Source organism: Nitratireductor sp. ZSWI3 (assembly GCF_024655565.1).
Classification (GTDB): Bacteria; Pseudomonadota; Alphaproteobacteria; order Rhizobiales; family Rhizobiaceae; genus Nitratireductor.
In genome coordinates, this window is the sequence record NZ_JANKOF010000034.1 from 1 (window position 1) to 22,409 (window position 22,409).

General features: G+C 65.4%; 16 protein-coding genes and 1 tRNA gene. 12 read left to right on the forward strand and 5 right to left on the reverse strand.

Annotated elements, in window-relative coordinates; translation table 11 throughout:
- From NUU27_RS12375 to NUU27_RS12395, 5 genes are all read right to left on the reverse strand, one after another.
- The coding region (locus tag NUU27_RS12375; RefSeq protein WP_257762419.1) for a polysaccharide pyruvyl transferase family protein at positions 1–795 on the reverse strand (795 nt) is incomplete at its 3' end.
- A gap of 40 nt (positions 796–835) precedes the next feature.
- A complete protein-coding gene (locus NUU27_RS12380) occupies positions 836–3,517 on the reverse strand; it encodes a glycosyltransferase (RefSeq protein ID WP_257762420.1) in 2,682 nt (893 codons plus the stop codon).
- On the reverse strand, positions 3,510–4,991 hold the full coding sequence (locus NUU27_RS12385; RefSeq protein WP_257762421.1) for a DUF6212 domain-containing protein: 1,482 nt from the start codon (positions 4,989–4,991) through the stop codon (positions 3,510–3,512). Before NUU27_RS12385 ends, NUU27_RS12380 begins: the two co-directional genes overlap by 8 nt.
- Before the next feature lie 203 nt (positions 4,992–5,194).
- Positions 5,195–6,412, reverse strand: coding sequence for a glycosyltransferase family 4 protein (locus tag NUU27_RS12390; protein WP_257762422.1), 1,218 nt, complete (start codon positions 6,410–6,412; stop codon positions 5,195–5,197).
- Between the two features lie 44 nt (positions 6,413–6,456).
- Positions 6,457–7,029: a MarR family transcriptional regulator gene (locus tag NUU27_RS12395; RefSeq protein ID WP_257762423.1), complete on the reverse strand. Its 573-nt coding sequence runs from the start codon at positions 7,027–7,029 to the stop codon at positions 6,457–6,459.
- A gap of 193 nt (positions 7,030–7,222) precedes the next feature.
- Here NUU27_RS12395 and NUU27_RS12400 point away from each other — a divergent pair, with 193 nt between their 5' ends.
- The 12 genes from NUU27_RS12400 to NUU27_RS12455 all read left to right on the forward strand — a co-directional run bounded on the left by NUU27_RS12400 (position 7,223) and on the right by NUU27_RS12455 (position 22,380).
- Positions 7,223–8,992, forward strand: a complete 1,770-nt coding sequence (locus NUU27_RS12400) for a type I secretion system permease/ATPase (RefSeq protein WP_374566670.1) — start codon at positions 7,223–7,225, stop codon at positions 8,990–8,992.
- On the forward strand, positions 8,989–10,419 hold the full coding sequence (locus tag NUU27_RS12405; protein ID WP_374566673.1) for an HlyD family type I secretion periplasmic adaptor subunit: 1,431 nt from the start codon (positions 8,989–8,991) through the stop codon (positions 10,417–10,419). Before NUU27_RS12400 ends, NUU27_RS12405 begins: the two co-directional genes overlap by 4 nt.
- A gap of 263 nt (positions 10,420–10,682) precedes the next feature.
- A complete protein-coding gene (locus NUU27_RS12410; RefSeq protein ID WP_257762424.1) occupies positions 10,683–11,288 on the forward strand; it encodes a calcium-binding protein in 606 nt (201 codons plus the stop codon).
- A gap of 70 nt (positions 11,289–11,358) precedes the next feature.
- On the forward strand, positions 11,359–13,620 hold the full coding sequence (locus NUU27_RS12415; protein ID WP_257762425.1) for a glycosyltransferase family 2 protein: 2,262 nt from the start codon (positions 11,359–11,361) through the stop codon (positions 13,618–13,620).
- Entirely contained in the window at positions 13,617–14,462 is an 846-nt protein-coding gene (locus NUU27_RS12420) for a class I SAM-dependent methyltransferase (RefSeq protein ID WP_257762426.1), read from the forward strand. Before NUU27_RS12415 ends, NUU27_RS12420 begins: the two co-directional genes overlap by 4 nt.
- Complete coding sequence (locus tag NUU27_RS12425; protein ID WP_257762427.1) at positions 14,459–15,721, forward strand: glycosyltransferase family 4 protein; 1,263 nt, start codon at positions 14,459–14,461, stop codon at positions 15,719–15,721. Before NUU27_RS12420 ends, NUU27_RS12425 begins: the two co-directional genes overlap by 4 nt.
- A gap of 12 nt (positions 15,722–15,733) precedes the next feature.
- Positions 15,734–16,477 carry a hypothetical protein gene (locus NUU27_RS12430; protein ID WP_257762428.1) on the forward strand — a complete coding sequence of 248 codons (744 nt, stop codon included), beginning with the start codon at positions 15,734–15,736 and terminating at the stop codon, positions 16,475–16,477.
- A 19-nt stretch (positions 16,478–16,496) separates the two neighbouring features.
- Positions 16,497–18,740, forward strand: coding sequence for a glycosyltransferase family 2 protein (locus NUU27_RS12435; RefSeq protein WP_257762429.1), 2,244 nt, complete (start codon positions 16,497–16,499; stop codon positions 18,738–18,740).
- Complete coding sequence (locus NUU27_RS12440) at positions 18,737–20,044, forward strand: glycosyltransferase family 4 protein (protein WP_257762430.1); 1,308 nt, start codon at positions 18,737–18,739, stop codon at positions 20,042–20,044. The genes NUU27_RS12435 and NUU27_RS12440 overlap by 4 nt, the downstream gene beginning before the upstream one ends.
- 23 nt (positions 20,045–20,067) lie before the next feature.
- Complete coding sequence (locus NUU27_RS12445) at positions 20,068–21,255, forward strand: polysaccharide pyruvyl transferase family protein (RefSeq protein ID WP_257762431.1); 1,188 nt, start codon at positions 20,068–20,070, stop codon at positions 21,253–21,255.
- A gap of 17 nt (positions 21,256–21,272) precedes the next feature.
- Positions 21,273–22,160: a UTP--glucose-1-phosphate uridylyltransferase gene (locus NUU27_RS12450; RefSeq protein ID WP_257762432.1), complete on the forward strand. Its 888-nt coding sequence runs from the start codon at positions 21,273–21,275 to the stop codon at positions 22,158–22,160.
- 143 nt (positions 22,161–22,303) lie between these two features.
- Positions 22,304–22,380 (forward strand) — tRNA-Pro (locus tag NUU27_RS12455).
- The last annotated feature ends 29 nt before the right edge of the window (positions 22,381–22,409 follow it).

Genomic DNA, 22,409 nt, shown 5'->3' on the forward strand with positions numbered 1-22,409 from the left:
GCCGGAGGCCGCGTCGTAGACGCGGCCGTCCCCGTTGGCCTCGACGCCCATATCGAAATGCAGAAACTCGTCCTGCACCACATATTCGGGCGTCGCCCCGGCCGGCGACAGGGCGCTGGCGTCGAGGATGGCGTCCTGGTTGCCGCCCAGATAGCCGGAAAAGATGGTGCGCACCTTGCCGACATTCACCTGCGGCAGCCGGCGCAGCGACTTGCGCATGTTGTGGGGCATGAAATAGACGGACGGGCAGCCCGTCGGGCGGACGAAGGAGAAGCCCTGATCCTTCAGGAAACCCGCCGTCTCGTGGCCACGGGTGAGGAAATAGTGCTCCCTCTCCTTGAGCACCCTGAGAAGCCGCTTGGTGCCTTCCGGCAACTGGTTTTCCAGATCCTTGCGGTTCTGCAGGCCGATGCCCAGCATCACCACCGGCATCTTGAGCTGCGCCAGCACCTCGGCCTCCGCGTCGGCCGACAGGCCCTTGCGCAGGAGATTGGCGCAGGTGAACACGCAGATGTCGAAATTCTTGTTGAACTCCTCCAGCCCCACGCCGTTCTTGCAGCTGTTGTGGAGATGCCAGAACGGGACCTGCCTGGCATGCGGGGCAAGCGCCCGCAGCGCCCCCTCGCCGATCAGGTAGTTGCCCGTGTTGCTGATGTTGCGGAGTTCCTGGAGGAACTCGTCCTTTGTCTCAGGCTGCTTCTGCCGCTCCGAATAGGAAACGGCCAGTCCGTGCGCGCCATTGGCGAGGCGCGTGTAGTGACCGGGGACGCCCGTGACGAGGATTCTTGGAGGCATGCAAATCGACCTTTCTTACTCTTGCTACCGGCCGGGCGCCTCAGCCTGCGATGGCGATTCCGGGGGCGGTTGTCTCGCGGTCCCGCAGCATGGTGGCGCGGGACAGGGATGCGTTGCTCACCGAGCCGTCGCACCAGGCGATGAACTCGGAGAAGGAAGAATTCCAAGAACGCCGCGCCGCCGTTCTCAGGCAGCCCTCCATGAGAGGCGCCAGCTTGCGGCGGTTGGCTGCCAGGTCCTTGATGACCGCGACGACGTCGCCGATGACCTGGGCATCGGCGGTGGAGCGGATCAGCAGCCCGTCCTCGCCGTCGGTGATCAGTTCGTCGACGGCGCCGACCGCGGTCGCGACGGGCACGCAGCCGAGCTGCTGCGCCTCGGTGATCATCAGGGGAGCGCCCTCCCAGCGTGACGGCATGATGAGGACGTCGGCCCAGCCGAGCGCCTTGATCAGGTCCTTGCTGGCGAAGACCGGCGGACGCACATCGACATCGAGGTCCTTGAGGCGGTCCGACCAGGAGACCGTCGAATCGGCAAGGATCTCGCCGCCGATCGCCCTCGCATCGAAGGGCACGCGCGCCGCCCGCAACTGAGCGATCGCCGCGGCCAGGCGGTCGATGCCCTTCTGCTGGTCGAGCCGGCCCATGTAGAGCACCCGCAACCGGTCGTCCTTGCGCTCGATGCGCCGCACCGACAGAACCTCGCTCAGCACCTTCGGCGGCACCGAGAAGCTTGCCCCGTTGGGCACCGTGAAGACCTTTTCGAAGGGAACGCCGTAACTGTGCAGATAGGTCTTGAGCTGCTCGGAGCAGGTCAGGAAGGCATCGTAGCAATGCTCGTGGGCGATCGCCGCGAAGGGCTGGCCGGCCGGCCGCTTGAAGGGCGTGTTGTCGACCACGTGGAGATAGCAGGCCGTGCGCGTGCCTTCCGACCGCAACCGCGCGATCAGCGGGTGCATCGCCATCACGTGGTTGTTGATGACCAGGTCGAAGCCGGAAAGCAGGCCCTTCAGCGCCTCCCAGTCGACCGGATGCTGCTCCGAGATGAAATCATGCCCGATGAAGGAGCCGGAACCGCCCCAGACGGGAACGCCCTCGCGCCAGAAGTGGATGTAGTCGAAGCTCGCGTCGAACTCGTCGATCACGTCCATACGCGCGTTGCCGAGCACGAACAGATGGGTTTCGTAACCGGCGGCCTTCAACTCGCGCGAGGCGGCGTAGACCACCTTTTCGGCACCGCCGAAGGAGGCGTTCGGCACCAGCAATGCGGCAGTGCGCTTGCCCGCCTCATTGTGCCCGAGCGGCAGGACGGGCGAGCCGCCCAGCTCCTTGCGCAAGGCCTTGTGCAGTTCCGTGTAGGGAACGAGCCGCGCCGGGCGCCAGGTCCAGCGCTTGCCCGCCGTGCGGCGCAACGGGCTGGTCGCAACGGCGTTCACGCAATTGATCATCGCCTGCTGCGGGGAGATGAGAGAGCGGCGCGGCAGCGTCCTTGGAAAGGGAAAGCGCACCTTCACGACACCCAGTGTCGGCCAGACCTGCTCGTTGCCGATGGAGCCGAACCAGTCCAGCGCGCCGTTCTGGATCACGTCGCGGACGAGCGAGCTCGACAGGAAGATGAGGTCGGCCGGCGCAACGTTCTGGGCGCCGGCATCGTGGAGCGTCGGCTCGATCGTGCGCTCGTTGGCGTTGTTGCGCAGCTGGACGAACACGACGTTCGTCTTCTCGCTGAGGCGCTCCAGATGGGCAAGCAGGCCGGGCAGCATGCGCGACCGCTGCAGCAGGTCGAGCGTGTTGCCGCTGCCGGCCATCATGAAAGGCGGGAAATGCACATTGTCGGGCTCGCTGATGCATGCCCAGAACGCCGGGATGACGTCGTCGAGGCTGAGCATCCTGCGCGGCTTGGTCGGATCCGTGAAGAAGGAGATCGCCGCATCCTCCGTCCGCACGAAGGCGTAGCGCGGAGCTTCCTCGTGCTCGAAATCGACCAGCATCGGGCGCTGGAACAGCGCCTTGTGCCGGCTTCGCAGGAAGCTGACGGAGGCCGCGCGGTCGCGGTTCGCCTCCTTGAAGCGGCTTTCCGCCCTCAGGCGGTACTCGAAGGTCGTGTCGTGGCAGGGAACGCCCACAAAGCCGTTTTCGATGCAGGAGAGCCAGAACTCCCAATCCTCGAAGCCGTTCTGACGGTCGTCGTTGAAGCGGACGCCGGAGCGGAACACGTCGATGGAGATCATCGAGCCCGTGTCGCAGATATTGTCGGTGATGCAGTGGACGAGGCGCGAGTAGCGATTGCCATAATGCGCGCGCCAGCTCACCGAGAAGGTGTCGATGTTGGTGTAGACCCAACCCGCACCGCTCTCCACCAGCCTGTGGTAGAGCGTCTCCACCGTTCCCGGCACCACCCGGTTGTCGGCGTCGAGGAAATAGACGGCCTTGGCCTCCGGCAAGTGCTCGAGCACATGGTCGATGGCCCTGTTGCGGGCGGCGCCCGGTCCGGCATTGGCGCCGAAGATCACGTGGATGTCGGGGTGGGCGGCCGCATAGAGCAGGAGTTGATCGAAGGTTTCCCGCCGCGGATCGCCGTCGACCGAGACGACGATGGCGATCCGGCAACCCGAGAGGTTCGAGGCGAGCGCCGATTCAATCGCCTCGAGAGCGAGAGCCGCATGGCCGTAAAGCGGCATGGCGATGGCGACGAGGTCCGGGCGCTTGTCCTTGCTAGACATGCAGCGCCTCCCGGCGATCCTGCTGCACCGATTGCTTCACCAGGCGGAAGCCCGACACCTTGAGCCAGGAGAAATCGACGGATTCGCCGACCGCACGGCTGAGGATCATCAGGTCCATGGGACCGCTCAACGGCTCGTCGAGCTGCATGTTGATGTTGACCGGACTGTCCGGCCCCACCTCCCGCCAGCCGCTGAAGAAGGTGGTGGGGCTCGCCGAATCGCGACGCGCGATTTCGGCCACTTCGGCGCGTGGATTGGAGTTGGCAGGCGCCAGAAGCAGGCTGACCGCGGCCGGCGCACCTTCGCTGTGGTCGATGACCGCGCTGGCCGAAAACGATGTGGTGCCGGGCTCCACCGCGCGGATGATGGCGCCGGCGGAAATGCCGGACGGCAGCGGATGGCAGACGACGGCGTTTTCATGCTCGAGGAAACGGATCGTCTGGAATTCGGGAACGATGGGGCTGACCGAAACGTCGATGATCTGCCTTAAGAGATCGATCGGTAACCGGTAGTCCTCGATGAACTGGCCGTCGAGCAGCGCCGTCGGCGCGATCATGTTGGGGACGGGAGACGGCTTGACGCCGGGCACGCCGGTGTAGACGCGGAACGCCAGCGGACGAAGATCGAGATCGGGATGCGGATGCTCGGAACTGGCCGTATAGCGCTCGCTGGCGATCGGATGGCCGAGCGACAGGCCGACAGTCTCCGCCCCGCCGGCGGAGATGCGCAGACGCAGCGTCTTGCCGCCGCCACCGCAGGATTGCGGCAGGGCGAGATAGTTCCAGTCCGCCGCGAGATCACGGAACGGGACCACCCATTCGGCAACCCCCTCGCCGGTCTCCACATAGGAGAGCGAGACGACGAGTTCGCCGCCGTCCTTGGGCACGGAATGCATGTGCAGCGCGATGCCAGCGACGCCATGGCTCGACACCGGGAGGAGCTGCTCGACGCCGGCAGTCGCCAGGAGATGGCCGATGCCCTCGTCGCGCGGATCGACATAGGGATCGTGGGCGAAGATCTCGGCCACCGGCTCCCAATTGCGCGCCTGGAAGGCATTTTCGAGAGCACGGTAGTTCTCGAGCAGGGTTTCCCGCTCCCGCCGCAGCATGGCGAGCTCCGACGTCACCGACGCCGTGAAGGACGAGAGACGGCCGACACCGCCCTCCAGGAGAGCGGCGATCAAGGCGCAGCTTTGCGCGCCATTCTTCGCATCGAGGCGCTGAAGGGGAACGTCCGGAATGGTTCCCAGCGAGCGGATCGCCGCCAGATCCTGCTTCAGATCGGCCTCGGCGGCATCGGAGAACGCCACGGCAAGCAGCGGAAAAATATCCTGGAGGACTGCCTTGGTCCGCGCATCGGCATCGAAGAAGAACACCAGATGCTCTATGGCGGTGCCTTCAATGCTTGACCGATCCCGCTCGGACGCCACAACCAGCCGTCGTCTCGACGGCACCTGCCTCACACCAGAAGACATTAAATCCCGCATCGTCCTTGTTAACTGAATGGTTTTGACATGAATAATCGTCACATAATTCAGAGAAATGTGGCGGATTGCGGAGAACGTAACAACGATTTTTGCAGCGCACAATCAAAAAATATTATGAAAATTTAATGACATGCCGTAACTGTACTTCAAATTTTGAAGTATCATTTGAAATCAAGCCAAGAGACTGAAATCTAACCCTTCACCACCGCTTCGATCAGGGCGCGCTGCCGCTTGAGGCAGTCGTCGAGCCGGAAATCCTTCTCGATCGTCAGGCGTGCGGCCGTCCGCATCGCGTGATGCGCCTTCGGGCTCTTCAACGCCCCCAAAACCGCCTCGGCCAGCGCGTCCGTATCGAAGAACGGCACGAGCAGGCCATTGTCGCCGGAGCGGATCACCTCCTGCACCGGCGCCGTGTCCGAGCCGATGACCAGCGCGCCGCAGGCCATGGCTTCGAGCACCGACCAGGACAGCACGAACGGATAGGTGAGATAGACATGCGCCAGCGATATGCGGAACAACTGCCGCAACACCGCGTGAGGCACCGGTCCCGGGAAAAGCACCCTCTCCTTCGGGATGTCGAGCGAAGCCAGGAGATGATCCTTCCAGGCTCCACCTCCCGGTGGCGGGCGGCCATAGCTGACGCCGTTGCCGCCGACGAAGACGAACAGCGCATCGGGATGCCGGCGCAGCACCTTGGCAGCGGCTTCCAGCGCCTGCGGAAAGCCGCGATAGGGCTCGAGGTCGCGCGCCGCGAAGGTGACGATCGGCGGATCTCCCGCCTTCAGCACGCGCCCGTCGGGCAGCTTGAGGGAGGCGGCAGGGTCGGGTCGGAAACGCTCCGTGTCGATCCCCTCGTGGCAGACGGCAATGCGCCGCCTGGCCTCGGCTGGATAGAGGCTTTTCTGCCAGCGGGTCGGGCTGATCCCGCCATCCATAGCCTCCAGCGACAGAAGTTGCGCAACGTTGCGAAGCCGCATCCGCTTGCGGGTGTCGAGATCGGCTTCCTCGCCGGAAGCAAAGCCGATGTCGGCGCCTTCCGCCCGGTAGAAGAATTCGCAATATCCAAGGGCCGGCGCCCGCGGCAGCACGTCCTTGACGAACATCATGCTGCCCCAGCCGATATGGCCAATGACGAGATCGGGCGGCTGCCCTTGTCCGCTCATGGCATCGAGCGTCTCCGCGACGCGATGGCCGATGCGGACATGATGGTCGGCGACTCCGAGATGCCTTGCCATGCGCGCGTCCGGCCGCGGGCCGGGCTCGGCCCGGTGGCGAACGACGCGAATTCCCGGTATCCGCTGATCCACCGTCTCGGTGATCAGGCTGACTTCATCGCCCGCACTGGCGAAATGGGAAGCCAAGGCGGCGAACTGGCCGTAGCCACGCCGATGAACGAACGCAACATGCATACTGACACTCTCGGCCCTGCACCGGGATCAACCGGCGGACGGCATCAGATCCCGTACCGCGCGGCATTGCCCCAGATGACCTCGAGCCGATGCAGCGTGTGGAAGGCGATCTCAAGATTGCGCCGATCCTCGTCACCTTGCGTGAGAACGCGCTCATAGGCGTTTGCCGCATCGCGCAAATCCGCGCAGAGCTTGCTGCCCTTCTTGGTCAGCCGGATGCGGGCGGACCGCTTGTCCCGCTGGGAAGCAACGCGATCGATGTAGTCGCCATCGGCCAGTTGCTTCAGATAATAGGAGATGTTGGATCCCACATAGTGACCGCGATCCAGCAGGTCTCCGACGGACAATTCCATATCGCCGATGGCGAGGAGAACCATCGCCTGAGCAGGGCCGATGTCGTCGGCGCCGAGCCGCGTCAGCTCCGCTCGTAACAGGCCTGAGAAGCGTCTGCTCGCCCGCTCCATCATGCGCGCCAGCTCGAAATAGCTCACAAGCGGATTGCTGCCGGTTTGCTTATGCCCGCTATGGTTGAGAGCTTCGCGAGAGGTCTCGCGTCCAGATCGGGGCTTTATCAAATCTTCAGAATCCATGAATGGATAAAGAAGTTTCGGACTCATCCATCTCTCCATTTAGGACATACTTCAAATCTTGAAGTAATATTTCAGACAGCTCCCCCGTCCTCAAAACCCCTAAATTGAGAAGTCACCTTTTTTATGTCATATTCGCGGAAGAAATATTTACTACTCTTCCGGAAACGAACAGATTGACCCTCCATTGACCAAAGCTGCGCTATCTCTAGGCAAATCGCCCATGCGTGATACTCGTCGAAAATCAGCAAATGGCAAGGGCGAAAATAGCCGACAAACTATTTCCGGCAACGCCCTCAATCCCAGGTTGCTCATTTTGCAGGCACGCCGTATCTTCCTGATGGCGCTTCTTTATGCGGGCCTGCTTAGCGCCTGCACAACGCTGCTGCAACTCACGGTACCTCTCTATATGTTGCAGGTGCATGACAGGGTGCTGAACAGCCAGAGCACCGACACGCTGATCATGCTCACCGTTCTGGCGCTCGGCGCGCTCGTCGTCTTCGGCGTCCTCGAGTACATCCGTGCCCTCTCCTTCCAGGCGATGGGCGGCGCAATGGTGCGCTGGCTCAACCTTCCGGTCCTGACCGCCGCGGTGCAGGCCTCCGTGGACCAGGGCCTCTCGCGCGCAACGCAGTCGCTCCGCGACCTGACGGAGCTGCGCAGCTTCCTCACCTCCTCCGCCGTCAGCGCACCGCTCGACGCGGCCTGGTCGCCGATCTTCCTCGGCGTCCTGTTTCTCCTGCATCCGGTTTACGGCCTGATCGGCTCGGTCGCCGTGGTGCTGCTCCTGTGCTGCGGCCTGGTGACCGACCTGCTCACGCGGCGGCTCATGAAAGAGGCAAATCAGGCTAATATTGAGGCAGTCTCGAAAGTCGGTGCGACATTACGTCACGCCGAAGCCATCGAGGCGATGGGCATGCTGCCTGCACTTGCCAGGCGCTGGCGCACCATGCAGGTGAACGCCCTCGGTCTCCTGGAGGCCGGCGGCAGCCGCGCCCGCGCCATGACCTCGATCACCCGCAGCCTTCGCTTCTCCATCCAGGTGTTCGTGCTGTGCATGGGCGCCCTGCTCGTCATGGAACAGGCCATCACACCGGGCACGCTGATGGCCGCCACCGTCCTCATCGGGCGCCTGCTCCTGCCTTTCGATTCGGTGATCGAGAACTGGCGGCAATGGGTAAACGCCACGGCGAGCTGGCGGCGCATCGAAGCTGCGCTCAACGAGGATCTTGCCGTGCGCCAAAGCATGCCGACCCCGCGCAGCGAGGGCGACCTGGTGGTCGACAAGCTGATCTATGCGGTTCCGGGTCTCGACGTGCCGATCATCAAGGGCATCTCCTTTTCCCTGTCGCCCGGCGAGGTGCTGGGGGTCGTCGGCCCGTCCGCAGCCGGCAAGTCGACACTGGCCCGACTTCTCGTCGGCATCGCCAAGCCCACCTCGGGCGGCGTCTTCCTCGACGGCAACAACGTCTATCTGTGGGAGCGCGGCTCCTTCGGCTCGGTGGTCGGCTATCTTCCGCAATCCGTCTCGCTGCTCGAAGGCACGATCCGCGAGAACATCGCGCGCATGGAGGAAAGCGACCCGCACCAGGTGCTCGAGGCGGCCCGCCTCGCCGACGTGCACGACATGATCGGACGCCTGCCGCGCGGCTATGATACGCCGGTGGGCGACGGGCACCTGACGCTTTCGGGCGGCCAGAGGCAGCGCATCGCCCTTGCCCGCTGCCTCTACAACCGGCCGCGGCTGATCGTGCTCGACGAGCCCAACGCAAACCTCGATGCGATCGGCGAGCGGGCGCTCATCCGCGCCATCGAGCATGCGCGACGGGACGGAGCGATCATCGTCATGATCGCCCATCGCCCAACCATCATGCAGGCGGCCGACAAGCTGCTGGTCCTGGAGAACGGCCGCATCTCGCAGTTCGGACCGCGCACCGACGTGGTGGCGTCCATCATGCCCGGCGATGCGCCGCGGGAGGTTGCAGCATCATGACGACAACCGGAAAACACGTACCGGCCCGCACCGACGCGCGACGCGGCATGGAGGCGATGCGTGGTGCCGGCGCCCGGCTGCCGGCACCGATCCCGGCCCACCAGCCGGTCGACGCGGTCGAACTGGAGCTGCGCGAGATGGGTGCCCATTCGCCGCTGCGGCGTCTGGTGATCGCCGGCGTGACGACAGTCGTCATCGCCTTCGGCGGTTTTCTCGGCTGGGCCTTCGCCACGGAACTCAGCAGCGCCGCCGTCGCCATGGGCACGGTGATTGTCGATTCGAAGCGCAAGACGGTGAGCCATTTCGAAGGCGGCATCCTCAGCCGCCTGCTCGTCCAGGAAGGCGATGCGGTGAAAGCCGGCCAGCCGCTGATGAAGCTCGACGACACGCGGGCCCGCTCGGACGTGCAATCGCTGCAGGCGCGGCGCATCGGCCTGACGGCGAAGCTTGCCAGGCTGCGCGCCGAACAGGCCGGAGCGGAGGAGATCTCCTTCCCCGAGAACCTGGCCGACGGTGACGCGGCGGCGGCGAGCGATGCCGTAACGGCCGAACGCGCCTTCTTCGACAAGCGCAAGGAATCTCAGAAGGGTCGGATCGACGTTCAGGAGAAGACCATCGAGGAATTTGCCGAACAGGCCAAATGGCTCGCCGTGCAGGTCGAGGCGACGGACCGGCAGATCGAACTGATCAACACGCAGCGCGATGCCATCTCCCGCCTCGTCGACAAGGGGTTCGCCCAGCGCTCCAAGCTGATCGAGATCGACACGCAGCTCAGCCAGCTCGCCAGCACGCGCGGCGAACTGGCCGGCGACCTGGCGCGGGCGGAAAAGGCCAAGGCCGGCGCCGAACTCACGCTGACCGGTCTTGCCAGCCAGTTCCAGTCGGAGATCGCCGGCGAGATCACCACCGCCCGCGTGGAGCTATCCGACGTGCAGGAACAGCTGATCAAGGCGCGCGACGTCCTCAACCGGCTCGAAATCCGCTCGCCGCAGGCCGGCATCGTCACCAACATCCGCCTGCGCACGCCCGGCAGCGCCGTCACGCCGGGCGAGCCGCTGCTCGACATCGTTCCGGAGAACGAGCCGATGGTCGTCGAGATGCGCGTCAACCCGCGCGACATCGACAGTGTCGGCGTCGGGTCGAAGACGCAGATCAGGCTGACCTCCTACAATCAGCGCTCGCGCCTGCCGCTCGACGGAGAGGTCGTCTATGTGGCCGCCGATCAGTCGGTGGACGAGAAGTCCAACACGGCCTATTTCGTCGCCCGCGCGCAGATCGGGCCGCAATCGATGGCAGCCAATCCGGACGTGCAGCTCTATCCCGGCATGCCCGCCGAAGTGCTGATCGTGCACAAACCACGCCAGGCGATCGACTATCTTCTTTCGCCCATTACGAGAAGCTTCAATCGCGCTTTCCGCGAAGATTGAGCGAGCTCCATTCATGATGGTAATTTATTTCAAATCTTGAATTGATTTACCGTCAGTAATGGCACATTGTTTGTTAAAGCAATATTACAGGCCATCAAAAATATCACGTTTTATGCTTCCATAATTCACTTTTTGACCAATAAGTACGATAGTTTTACGCCTCGCTGCTGTTGATTTCCTTTTTATTGCAGCGCACACTAACGGCGCATGGTGGCTGGCCCGTGCCGGTGATGCATGCATGCAACGAGGAATAGGAGAAGCAGATGGCCACTTTGGAAGGCGGCGCCTACGACGACGCTCTTTTCGGCTCCCGCTTTGATGATTTTATCCGCGGCAATGCCGGGGATGACTTTATCAACGGCGACAAGGGAGACGATGTCTTATTCGGTGACGAAGGGGATGACTACATCCTCGGCGGAAAGGGTGACGATGTCCTCAGCGGCGGCTGGGGCAACGACCTTCTTTTCGGCGGCAAGGGGGACGACGTCCTCCTCGGCGGCCGGGGAGAGGATCTCCTGGACGGCGGCAAGGGCGACGACGTCCTGATGGGCGGCGCCGGCAACGATGTGCTGAATGGCGGTGCCGGCGACGACACGCTCGTCGGCGGCCAGGGCAGCGACGTCTTCGTCTTCGACGGCGGCGGCGGCAATGACGTCATTCTCGACTTCACGGCCGGCGAGGACATGCTGCAGATATCGAAGGATATCAACGGCCTCGATATCAGCTCGGCGGAAGACCTCGCTTCGCGGGTCACGCAGGTTGGCGGCAATGTCGTGATCGATCTCGGCCACGGCGACACGCTCACCCTCGTCAATGCCGATGCCGAAGACATCCAGGCAAACCCCGACAGCTACTTCACGGTCCACTGACCCTGAAGCGGGCGCCCCGCCTCCTCCCGCGGGGCGCCCTTCCTCCTTTGCTCGTCCAGAGAGGTAGCGTGTGAGTTTCGACCGTTCGAGCGGCGCTGGCGGTGACTATCAGAACGCTCAGGCCTTCCGGCTTTGTTCGGACGTCGCCGTCGTTGTCTGGGACCTGCCCCGGCAGGCCCCCACCGCAACCCGATGCACCCTCGCCGCGCAGCGGCAGCCGGTTCCCCTTGTCAGCCTCATGCTGCCGCTCACCGACGGCCGGCGGCGCATCCTGTGGGCCATGCGCACCGGCGAGACCGCCGAAGAGCTGGAGATCCAGGCCGGCGGCGCCGACACCCTGCAGCGTCTCGTTCTCGAGCCGGTCACCGATCTGCCGCCGGTCGATCTGGACGACCTGTTCGCGTCCCTCGCGCCCGAAGGCAGAATCAAGTTTCTGAACAATCTCCTGTCGACCTGGCGAAGCGCGTTCCGCCTCTCACGGGATCAGATATTCGCCAGCGTCGTGCGCGATGCCGTCTTCACCCTGATGCCGGCGCCCCGACCGGCGCGGGTTGCCTGCCGGATGGTGGAGAAAGACTACCTCCTCGAGACCAGCGTCGATGCGGCGCTCGCCGAGATCAGCGCCGTCTACGCCGTCGCGGAGGGGTCCGTCGCGCCGCTGCCGGCCAGATATGTGATGAACGGTGGAGCGGCTTCGACATGGCGGCACTGCCACCTTCTCATCGAGGCGTCCCGCCCGCCCTCTTCCCCTTTGCTCCTGATCCTGCAGGGCAAGAAGGGAATCGCAGTCCGCGAACTGCTCGATGCTCCGGCGCGGGTTCCCGATTTCCAACAATGGTGGTCGCAGGAAAAGCGCCCGCCGGAGCTGCGCGAGTTCGTCGTCCGGCAGCTTTCGCAGCGCTCCGACAGCGGCACCGCAGCGGCGGTCGACCTGCAGTTGCGCGCGCCCCTGCCGGCGCGCCGCATCGCCAAATCGTCGGCCCATCCGGGCGCCGAGGTCGACCTTGCCGTCGCCAGCAGCGGCGGCCTCCTGGCAGGCGGCTGGACCCACGATCCGGCGTCCTCCCTCGCCGGCGTCGATTTCCTGAAGGAGGACGGGAGCACCGTCGCGCTGGACCGGCTCTGGTACGAGTACCCCGGCTGGGCGCGCATGGCGACGGATGCTCCCAAGACCGAGGTGACGGGCTTCGTCGCCTGGCTGCCGCTGAAGGAACCGGTCGGCGCCCTGCTTCAGCCGCGCTTCCAGCTGCGGCTCAAATCCGGCACGGTGAAGCCGCTGATCCCCAACCCTCAGCCTGTCGAGCCGGCGGCGCAGCGGGCGCGCATCCTGCGCGCCGTGCCGCCCCAGCACGCGATCGACCAGACGTTCAAGGACATCCTGGCCCCCGCCCTTCAGGAGACGGAGCGCCGGCTGGGCGAAAGCGTCGCCGTCCGCCGGACCAAGGATTACGGGCTGCAGCAGAAGGCACCGCTCGTCTCCATCGTCGTGCCGCTTTATCGGGTGCTCGATTTCCTGCGTTTCCAGATGTCCGCCATGGCGACAGATCCTTGGCTGGTCGCCAATGCCGAGCTCATCTACGTGCTCGATTCACCGGAGATCCAGGACGAGACGGAGCATCTCCTCGGCGGCCTGCACCTCTTGCACGGCCTGTCGATGAAATTCGTCGTCATGAACCGCAACAGCGGATATGCGCGGGCCTGCAACGCCGGTGCGCGGCATGCGCGCGGCACCATCCTGGTGATGCTCAACTCCGACGTCGTGCCGTGCGCGCCCGGCTGGCTGCAGCCGCTGTCGAACGCCCTCCTGGAGCGCAAGAAGCTCGGCGCGGTCGGGCCGAAACTCATCTTCGAGGACGGCTCACTGCAGCATGCCGGGCTCTATTTCGCCCGCGACCACCGCGGCACCTGGCTGAACCATCACTTCTACAAGGGCATGCCCGGTCACTATGGACCGGCACAGGAGGCGCGGGACGTTCCCGCCGTCACCGGCGCCTGCCTCATCACCCGCCGGGACATTTTCGAGCTCGTCGGCGGCTACACCGAGGACTACGTGATCGGCGATTACGAAGACAGCGACCTGTGCCTGAAGATCCGCCAGATCGGCTTCCAGATTTCCTACGAGCCGGCGGCGAGCCTCTACCATTTCGAGCGCCGTTCGATCCGCCGCAGCGACGACTACATGCGCGGCGTGGCGAGCCAGTACAATGCCTGGCTGCATGGGCAGCGCTGGAACGCCGACATCGGCGAACTGATGACACGTTTCCTCGGCGAAGCCGCCGACGAAACCATAGCCCCCTTCAATCCCGGCAAGACAGCGAGGAGTGCCGCATGAGCGAGGTCGTTGTCCTGCGCAAGAAGAAGCGCGAGGTCATGCCGCCGGTCGATGAGGAACGGGTGCGCTGGCTGACGCAAGCGGTGCTCAACAACCGCTTCCTGCCGCAGCCGGGCGCCGACACCGTCTTCGTCGGAGATGGCGATTTCCGGTCGATCGGCGCCGAGTATCTCGGCCATTTCATCCGCCTCGGCGGGCTGACGGCAGAAAGCCGCGTGCTCGACATCGGCTCGGGCATCGGCCGGATGGCCGTTCCCCTGACGCAGTATCTCGACCCTGAGAAGGGCGGCTATTGCGGCATCGATCCCGTCCGCTCGGGCATCACCTGGTGCCAGGAGGCGATCAGCCCCGTCTATCCGAACTTCCGCTTCGAGCATCTCGACATCGCCCATGCGCTCTACAATCCCAAGGGCGCGATCAGCGGCCGGACGCTGAAGCTGCCCTTTCCCGACCGGCAATTCGATTTCGCCATCATGACCTCGGTCGTCACGCATCTGCCGCCCGACGAGGTGATCGTCTATGTGCGCGAGGTCGGCCGGCTGCTGAAGCCCGGCGGACGGCTGTTCATGACGGCCTTCGTCGTCGATCGCGTCGCCGAGGCCAACGAGAACGGCAGGAGGGATGCGCGGCTGGCGTTCCGCCGCTACCGCAACGGGCCGTGCTGGCTCGTGCCCGAATTGCCGCCGCTTGCCGCCGTCGGTTTCGACGAGGGCTTCCTCGACCGGGTGCTTGCCCAGGCCGGCCTCGCCGTCATGCGCAAGTCGCGCGGCCACTGGCGCGGCGAGAGCGCTGCGCATTATCAGGACGTGTTCGTCGCCGAGCATCGCGGGGAGCGCAGATGAGCCAGCGGATCCTCGTCGCCGCGCACAACCACCCGTCCCTGCATCCCGGCGGCACGGAGATCTTTGCGCACGACCTGTTCCACGCCTACAAGCGGATGGGGCACCAGGGACTGTTTCTCGGCGCCACCAACCAGATCCACCGCGAGGCGCGACCGGGCACGAGCTTCCAGGGGATCGGCACGGAGGGCGACGAGGTTCTCCTGTGGTCCGGCCATTTCGACCGCTTCTACATGAGCCAGATCGACCTTTACGGCGTCGTCTCGGACGTCGTCGAGCTGCTGCGCGATTTCCGGCCGGACGTGGTCCACCTCCACCACCTGCTGCTGCTCGGCGCCGAATTTCCCCACATCGTGCGCCGAACGCTGCCCGACTGCCGCATCGTCATGACGCTGCACGACTATTATCCCATCTGCCATCATGACGGGCTGATGGTGCGCCCGGGCACCCGGGAACTGTGCCATGCGGCAAGCCCGGACCGGTGCCATGCGTGTTTCAAGGACATTCCGCTCGACCGCTTCGCGCTGCGCAAGCGCCACCTGACTGCACTGCTGAGCACGGTGGACCGCTTCGTCTCGCCGAGCCATTTCCTGCGCCAACGCTACATCGAATGGGGACTGCCGGAAGAAGCGATCAGCGTCATCCCGAACGGATTGCCGCCCCGCCCGGCACCGACCGCCGGCAAGCGCCCGGACGATGGGCGCCCGGTCTTCGGTTACTTCGGCAACCTCAATCCCTGGAAGGGAATCCCCGTCCTGCTCGAAGCGGCGCGCCAGCTGATCGACGACGGCGTCGACTTCGAGCTGCGGGTCCATGGCGGCGCACCGTTCCAGAGCGAGACCTTCCTGGAGGAGATCGAGCGCCTGTTCGCGGCGACCGCCCCGACGGTGCAGCAGCGCGGGCCTTACCGGCGCGAGGACATCGGCAATCTGGTCGCCGCCGTCGATTGCACCGTGGTGCCGTCCATCTGGTGGGAGAACGCGCCTCTGGTCATCCAGGAAGCGCAGGCGCAGGGCCGGCCCGTCGTCACCAGCGCCATCGGCGGCATGGCCGAGCTTATCGAAGACGACATCAACGGGCTGACGGTGCCGCCGAACGACCCGCGTGCGCTGGCCAACGCCATCCGGCGCCTCGCCGAGGAGCCGCAACTGCGGCAGCGCCTTTCCGGCAACGCGCGCACGCCCGACGACATCGACACGTCCGCCCGACGCTATCTGGACCTCATCAGGTCGATCGCGCGGGACCACACCGAAGCAGCATAGGAAGTTCCCGCAATGCCAGACGTTGCAGAAGCCCTTAAAACGAAGGCCGCCCCCGAGCAGGACAATGTCCAGCCCATGAAGGGGCGCGTCGACGCGATCGACCAGGGACGGCTCTATGGCTGGGCCTTCGATCCGGGCGAGCCGGGCGCGCGGCTCGGCATCCGGGTCCTGCAGGGCAGCCAGGTGATCGCCGAGACGGTGGCCGACCGCAACCGCGCCGATCTGCGCCGCAACGGCATCGGCGACGGCAACCACGCCTTCGAGATCCTGCTGCCGGAAACCGCCCTCGCCCGTCCGGCGGAGCTCGTGGTGGTTGCCCGCAACGGCAAGGGCACGGAAGAAAAGCTGCGCGTGCCCAATGCCGACGAGCAGGCCGCCGAGGCGCTGATCGCCGCTCCCCTCACCCAGGTTCTCGACAAGCTCGACCTGCTGATGGCCGCTCAGCGCCAGTTGCAGGTGTCGCAGCGCTCTTTCCTGCGCGCACAGCAGATCGACCAGACCGGAGAAGAGACCCAGACCGTCGGGCTGATGGAGATCAGCGATTCCATCGAGGGGCTGGGGACGGAGATCGGCCAGCGGCTGAACGAGCTCGACGTTCATCTGATGCGGCTCGACGGCGTCATCGGCGGCATGGAGGACAAGATAACCGACCTGCAGAAGCGCTCGGGCAGCGATCTCAAGCCCGTGCTTCTCCTGCTGTTCGTGCTCGTCGGTTTTGCGGCCGGCGCCGGTCTGGCGCTTTTCGCGACCGTCTGAAGGCAAGGAGCGCTCGTTCATGCTCGACACCAAGCGGGACAATGCGGCGACACAGCCGCCGGAGGCAGGGCCCGTTGCCCGCGCCAGGACCATGCGCCCCGGCAAGGTCGTCGCCTGTCCGATCGATGACACGCTGCTTCTCCTCCTCGGAAGCGGCGGCCCGATGCCGGATGAGGTGGCGGTCGAGTTCAATGACCGTGCCGAGACCCGCACCGCGGCCGCGCCGCTCACCTGGCACCTTTCAGCGCCGCTCGCCTCCGACACGCACGGCTTCGCGATCCCGGTGCCGACCAGTGCCCGCCAGGGCCCGCTGACGACCATGCGCATCGTGCACGGCACGCAGCAGGGGCGGCGCTATGTCTTCGCGGCCCGCGCGGCCGGCTTCACGGATGCGGCCGGCATCCTCGCCGAACTTGCCGGCGGCGATCTTGCGGTCATCCTCGACAGGCTGACGGACAAGCTGACACAGGGCCCGCTCACGCCCGGAAAGCTCGCCGCCGTCACCGCGTTCCTGCAGGCCGGCGTGCCGGTAGAGGGCCGCCTCGAACTGATCGGCGAGACCCACGGCCCCGATCTCTTCCTGCAGGGGTGGGAGCGTGAAGCCGAGCCGGGCCTCTCGCGCGCCTTCGTGTGCGGCGCGACGCCGGCCGTCGCCGAATGCGCGCTGGCCGCCTATGCCCGGCCGGACGTTCCCAAGGGCGCCTCGGGCATCATCGGCCTGCTCACCGGCAGCACACCGCTGAAGGCGCGCGACATCAAGGGGCTTCTCCTGCAACGCAGCAGCGGCTGGCGCTATCTGGCGATGCACGATGCGCGGAGCATTTGCGGCCCGCTCGAGACGCCGGGCCATATCCGCTCTCTGGTGCTGGACACGCGCGGCACACCGGACGTCCTGCTGCGGCTGCGCTCGGCGGCCAACCGGTTCGACGGCACCGAAACCGTCTCTAGCCTGCCCCTGCCCGTGCGGATGGGCATCGACGCCGCTTTCGACACCGGCGAGGCACTGCTCGTCTCCGGCTGGATGCTCGATCCGGACCGCCACGTCGAGGCGGTGAAACTGCGCGGCCAGGGCGCAGATGCGCGGCTCGACGAGCACTGGACGCGGCTCGACCGGCGCGACGTGAGCGACGCCTTCGCGGGGGAGCCGCGCTTTGCCGGAGCACTCGATCAGGCGCATCACCTGCACGGCTTCGTGGGTTTCGCGAAGAAGACCGACGCGCTCCCGGCCTCCCCGCTTCACATCGAGCTGACGCTGCGCGACACCCGCCGCGCCCATCTGCCGCTGACGCCGACCCGCCTTCCCGCCCATACCGCCGCCCTGCGGCAGATCCGCGCCGTCGATGCGCGCGACTGGGCGCTGTCCGACGTGATCGACCGGCAGATCATCCCGCTGCTTGCGGCCTCGACGAAATCGTCGCCGCAGGTGACGGACGTGGTCGATTACGGCGCGTTCCGGCGCGCCACCGGTCCGGCCATCATCATCGGCGTCGGCGAGAACGAAGAGCAGGATATCGTTGCGCTGCTCGGTCTTCTGGCGCTCGACGGCCGCACGCGGCGGGCGCCCATCGTGCTTGCCGTGCCGGCCGAACGCGCTTCACGGATGGCGGCGCGCCTCGAGCGGTTGACCCGGTTCTACGACCTGCCGCTGCGGCTGGTCTCAGCCGAGGGGGCGAGCGACGTCTACGACCTGTTCGAAGCAGGCGCCGGCGCCGTCTCCTGCGAAGCGGTGGTGCTGCTGTCCGCCGCCCTCCTGCCGCGCGATGCCAACTGGTATGCGCGGCTGGTCGCCGCCCACGGGCAGGCGCAGGACAGCATCATCGCGCCGACCCTCGTCTATGAGGATCATTCCGTCCGCTGGGCGGGAAGCTGGGTCGCCGCGCAGGGCGCCGGCAGGCCGCTGGCCGGCCGTTATACCGGCTATCCGGTGAGCGCCGTCACCGCGCTGAAGATAACGCCGATCGCCGCCGCCGCCCCCGAATGCTGCATCCTGCCGCGCGAGGCGCTGTTTCGCGTCGGCGGCTTCTCGCACGGCTATCTCGGCTCGCACGAAAAGGGCCTCGATTTCGGCCTGAAGCTCGCTCGCGACGGCGTTCCCTCCTACTGGTTCCCCTCCGTCCAGGTGCTCGGATCGGGCGAGGCGAGCGGGGCCGCCAACGGCGCGGCCGCGGCGCTGGTCGAGCGCATCGACCGCAAGATCTTCGACACACGCTGGGCGTCGGTCCTCCTGGACGACGAGGCGTCATCTGCACAGGTCCGCGCATGAGCGAGAAACTCCGGGTTCTGGTCATTTCCCACGGACACCCGTCCGTCTCGCTGGGCGGCGCCGAGATCGCCTCCCACAACCTCCACAAGGGGCTGAACACGCTGCCCGACGTGGAATCGGTCTATCTGGCGCGCGTCGGCCATCCCGTTCCCCGGCATGGCACTTCGGCGCTGATGAGCCTGCGCCTGGCCGACGACGAGATCCTGTTCCATGCCGACGACTACGATCATTTCTACCTGTCGAACAACGACACGGAGGCGATCCGCGACGATCTCCTGCGCTTCGTCCACGACCTCAACCCGCAGGTGATCCACTTCCACCACATATTGGGGCTGGGGCTGGAGACGCTTTACGCCATCCGCAGGGCGCTGCCGGATGCGGCGATCCTGGTGACCTTCCACGAATATCTGTCGATCTGCCACAATCACGGGCAGATGGTGAAGAGAGGGTCCAACCGGCTCTGCACGGCGCCCTCGCCCACCGCCTGCAACGCCTGCTTCCCCGACATCTCCGTCGCCCGTTTCCTGAAGCGGGAGCGCTTCGTGCGCGAGATGCTCGGCCTGGCCGACGCCTTCATCTCGCCGAGCGCCTTTCTCGCCGAAAAATACGCCGAATGGGGCATCGACGCCGAAAAGCTCTCGGTCATCGAAAACGGCATCGTCACCGACGAGGCGGCGCCGGTGCGCGAGGCGACGGGCGAGACGCCGCGCCGCAACCGCTTCGCCTATTTCGGCCAGATGACGCCCTTCAAAGGGGTGGACGTGCTGATCGACGCCGTCCGGCGGGTGCCGGAGGAGATCTGGGGCGAGGATTCGCGCCTGATGATCTTCGGCGGCAATCTGGAGAACCAGCCGCCCGAGTTTCAGGACCGCCTGAAAAAGCTGATCGAGGACGCCGGACGCCGCGTCCGGTTCTACGGCGCCTATCGGAATGCCGACATGCCACGGCTGATGCGCTCGGTCGACTGGGTGGTGCTGCCCTCCATCTGGTGGGAGAACTCGCCGGTGGTCATCCAGGAGGCCCTGCAGCACCGCCGGCCGATGATCTGCTCCGAGCTCGGCGGCATGGCCGAGAAGGTGCGGCCCGGGGAGGACGGGCTGCATTTCCGCGCCGGCAGCGTCGAGGACCTCGCCGACCGGCTGTGCGAGGCGCTCGGCGAACCGCGCCTGTGGACCCGGCTGCGCGACACGATGCGCGCGCCGACCAGCCATGTCGACTGCGCGCACCAGCATGCCGATCTCTACCGCCGCCTGCTGGCCGGACAAGCCGCGAGCGCCGGGATGGCGCTGTCGCGCGCGGTGTGAAAGACGCCCTGAGGAGGAAAACCATGGCACGTATTCTCGTAATGATCCCCTCGGGCGAGGTCTACGATCACGACAATGTCCGCTGGTACGCGCATCACGACATCCAGCGCAACATCAACAACTACCACAACATCGGCGACGCCTTCGTCTTCGATTCCTCGCTGAAGCTCTTGAATTTCGAGAAGCTGGGCGTGTTGGAGATCCGCACCGTCGACGAGGCGGCGATCGACCGGGCGCGCGAGGAGTATGACTACGTGTTCCTGCGCGGCTCCAACTACATCCACGAATCGATGAACTGGGAGCAGGCGGTACCGATCCTGAAGCGGCTCGGCCTGCCGGTCATCGGCTTCGGCATCGGCGCGCAGGCCCCCGTCAAGCACAAGCTGCAGCTTTCTCAGGAGACCAGGACGCTGCTGCATCTGATGGCCGATTCCACCGCGTCGATCGGCGTGCGCGGCGCCCATTCGGCGCAGGTCCTGTGGGACATGGGCATCCGCAACGTCCGCATCATCGGCTGTCCGACAGCCTTCCGGCGCAACGACCCGGACCTGCGCATCACGCTGCCGCCGCTCGACAGCGTGCGCGACGTCGGCATCACGATCCGCCGCGAGGTCTCGCCCGCCTACGCCAACGACATCGCCCGCTATCTCACCTTCCATCGCGACCTCGTCAAGGCGGCCGCCGGCCGCTTCAACACCGTGCTCATGGCGCAGGGCGAGATCGAGGAGAAGAAGCTGGTGATGGGGACAGACGAGCAGCAGGCGGAAGCGATCGCCTCGCTCAGATCCAACGACTGGGCGTCGGCGTGGTATTTCGACGCAACGATGGAACGGCTTTACCGGGAGCGGCTTTTCTATTCGGACGTGGTCGCCGACTACGAGCAACTGGTGCGCACCAGGGACCTCGTGCTCGGTTACCGCCTGCACGGAAACCTGATGGCGCTCGCCAACGGGGTTCCCGCCATCTACTTCACCTACGACAGCAGAACGATCGAATTCGCCGAGACATATCAGATCCCGAGCTTCAACATCTTCAAGAACAAAGAGTTCAGACTTGAGGAATACTGGGACCAGGCACTGTTCAACAAATACAACCGCGCCTGGTACCAGACCTATGGCGAGATGCACCGATTCCTCACGGAAAACGGCGTCGCGCACAAGATGATCGACACCGCCAAATCAATCAAAGAACCCGTCCGTAAGGTCGCTTGAACAGAAGGGTAAGCACCATGCAACAGAAGATCCGCAAGGCCGTCATCCCCGCGGCCGGTTTTGGCACGCGAATGCTGCCGGCGACGAAAAGCGTCCCCAAGGAACTTTTGACGATCGTCGACCGGCCTGTTCTGGACTACATCGTGACGGAAGCCTTCTCCTCCGGCATCGAGCACGTCATCATCGTCACCGGACGCATGAAGGGCGCCATCGAGGATCATTTCGACCACGCCTTCGAGCTGGACGTGTGCCTGCGCAATGCCGGCAAGGACCCACTCGCCGACCGGCTGACGCAGGCGACGCCGTCGGCCGGCACCATCTCCTTCGTCCGCCAGCAGCAGGCGCGCGGCCTCGGGCATGCCGTCTGGACGGCCCGCCACATCGTCGGCGACGAGCCTTTCGCGGTGCTCCTGCCCGACATGCTGATGATCGACAAGGAACCGTGCCTGAAATCGATGATCGATCTTTACGGGCGCCATGGCGGCAATGTGATCGCGGTGGAGAAATGCGCTCCCGAGGATGCGCACAAATTCGGCATCGTCTCGCTGGAGCACAGAGGCGACGGGCCTGTCGTGACAGGCCTGGTCGAGAAGCCCGCGCCGGGATCTGCGCCGAGCGATCTGTTCATCTCCGGTCGTTACCTCCTCCAGCCGGAGATTTTTGGCAAGCTCGAGCAGCAGGCCCCCGGCGCGGGCGGCGAGATCCAGCTCACCGACGCCATGCTGGCGCTGATGGACCATCAGGAGATCCGGCCATACGAGTTCCGCGGCCGCACCTTCGACTGCGGCACGCCGGCCGGCTTCGTCAACGCCAACCTGCACATGGCGATCACCCGCGCCGACCTTGCCGGAATCATCGGCATGGAGATCGACGCGCTGGCAACCGTCGAACGCGCGGTGGCCTGACGGAATTCGCCGGGGCGGTCCTTCGCGACTGCCCCGGCGATCGCACCGCCTTCCCGGCGGCAGGCACAGGCGTCTGTTTTTCTCCCGAGCCGGCGATTTGGTCTTGCGCCGGCAGGGTTGTTTCTGTAGGGCTTCTCGCGGTTCGGAGCGTAGCGCAGCCCGGTAGCGCACTTGACTGGGGGTCAAGGGGTCGTGGGTTCGAATCCCGCCGCTCCGACCATTTTTCTCTTTCTCATCGACAGGCCGCCG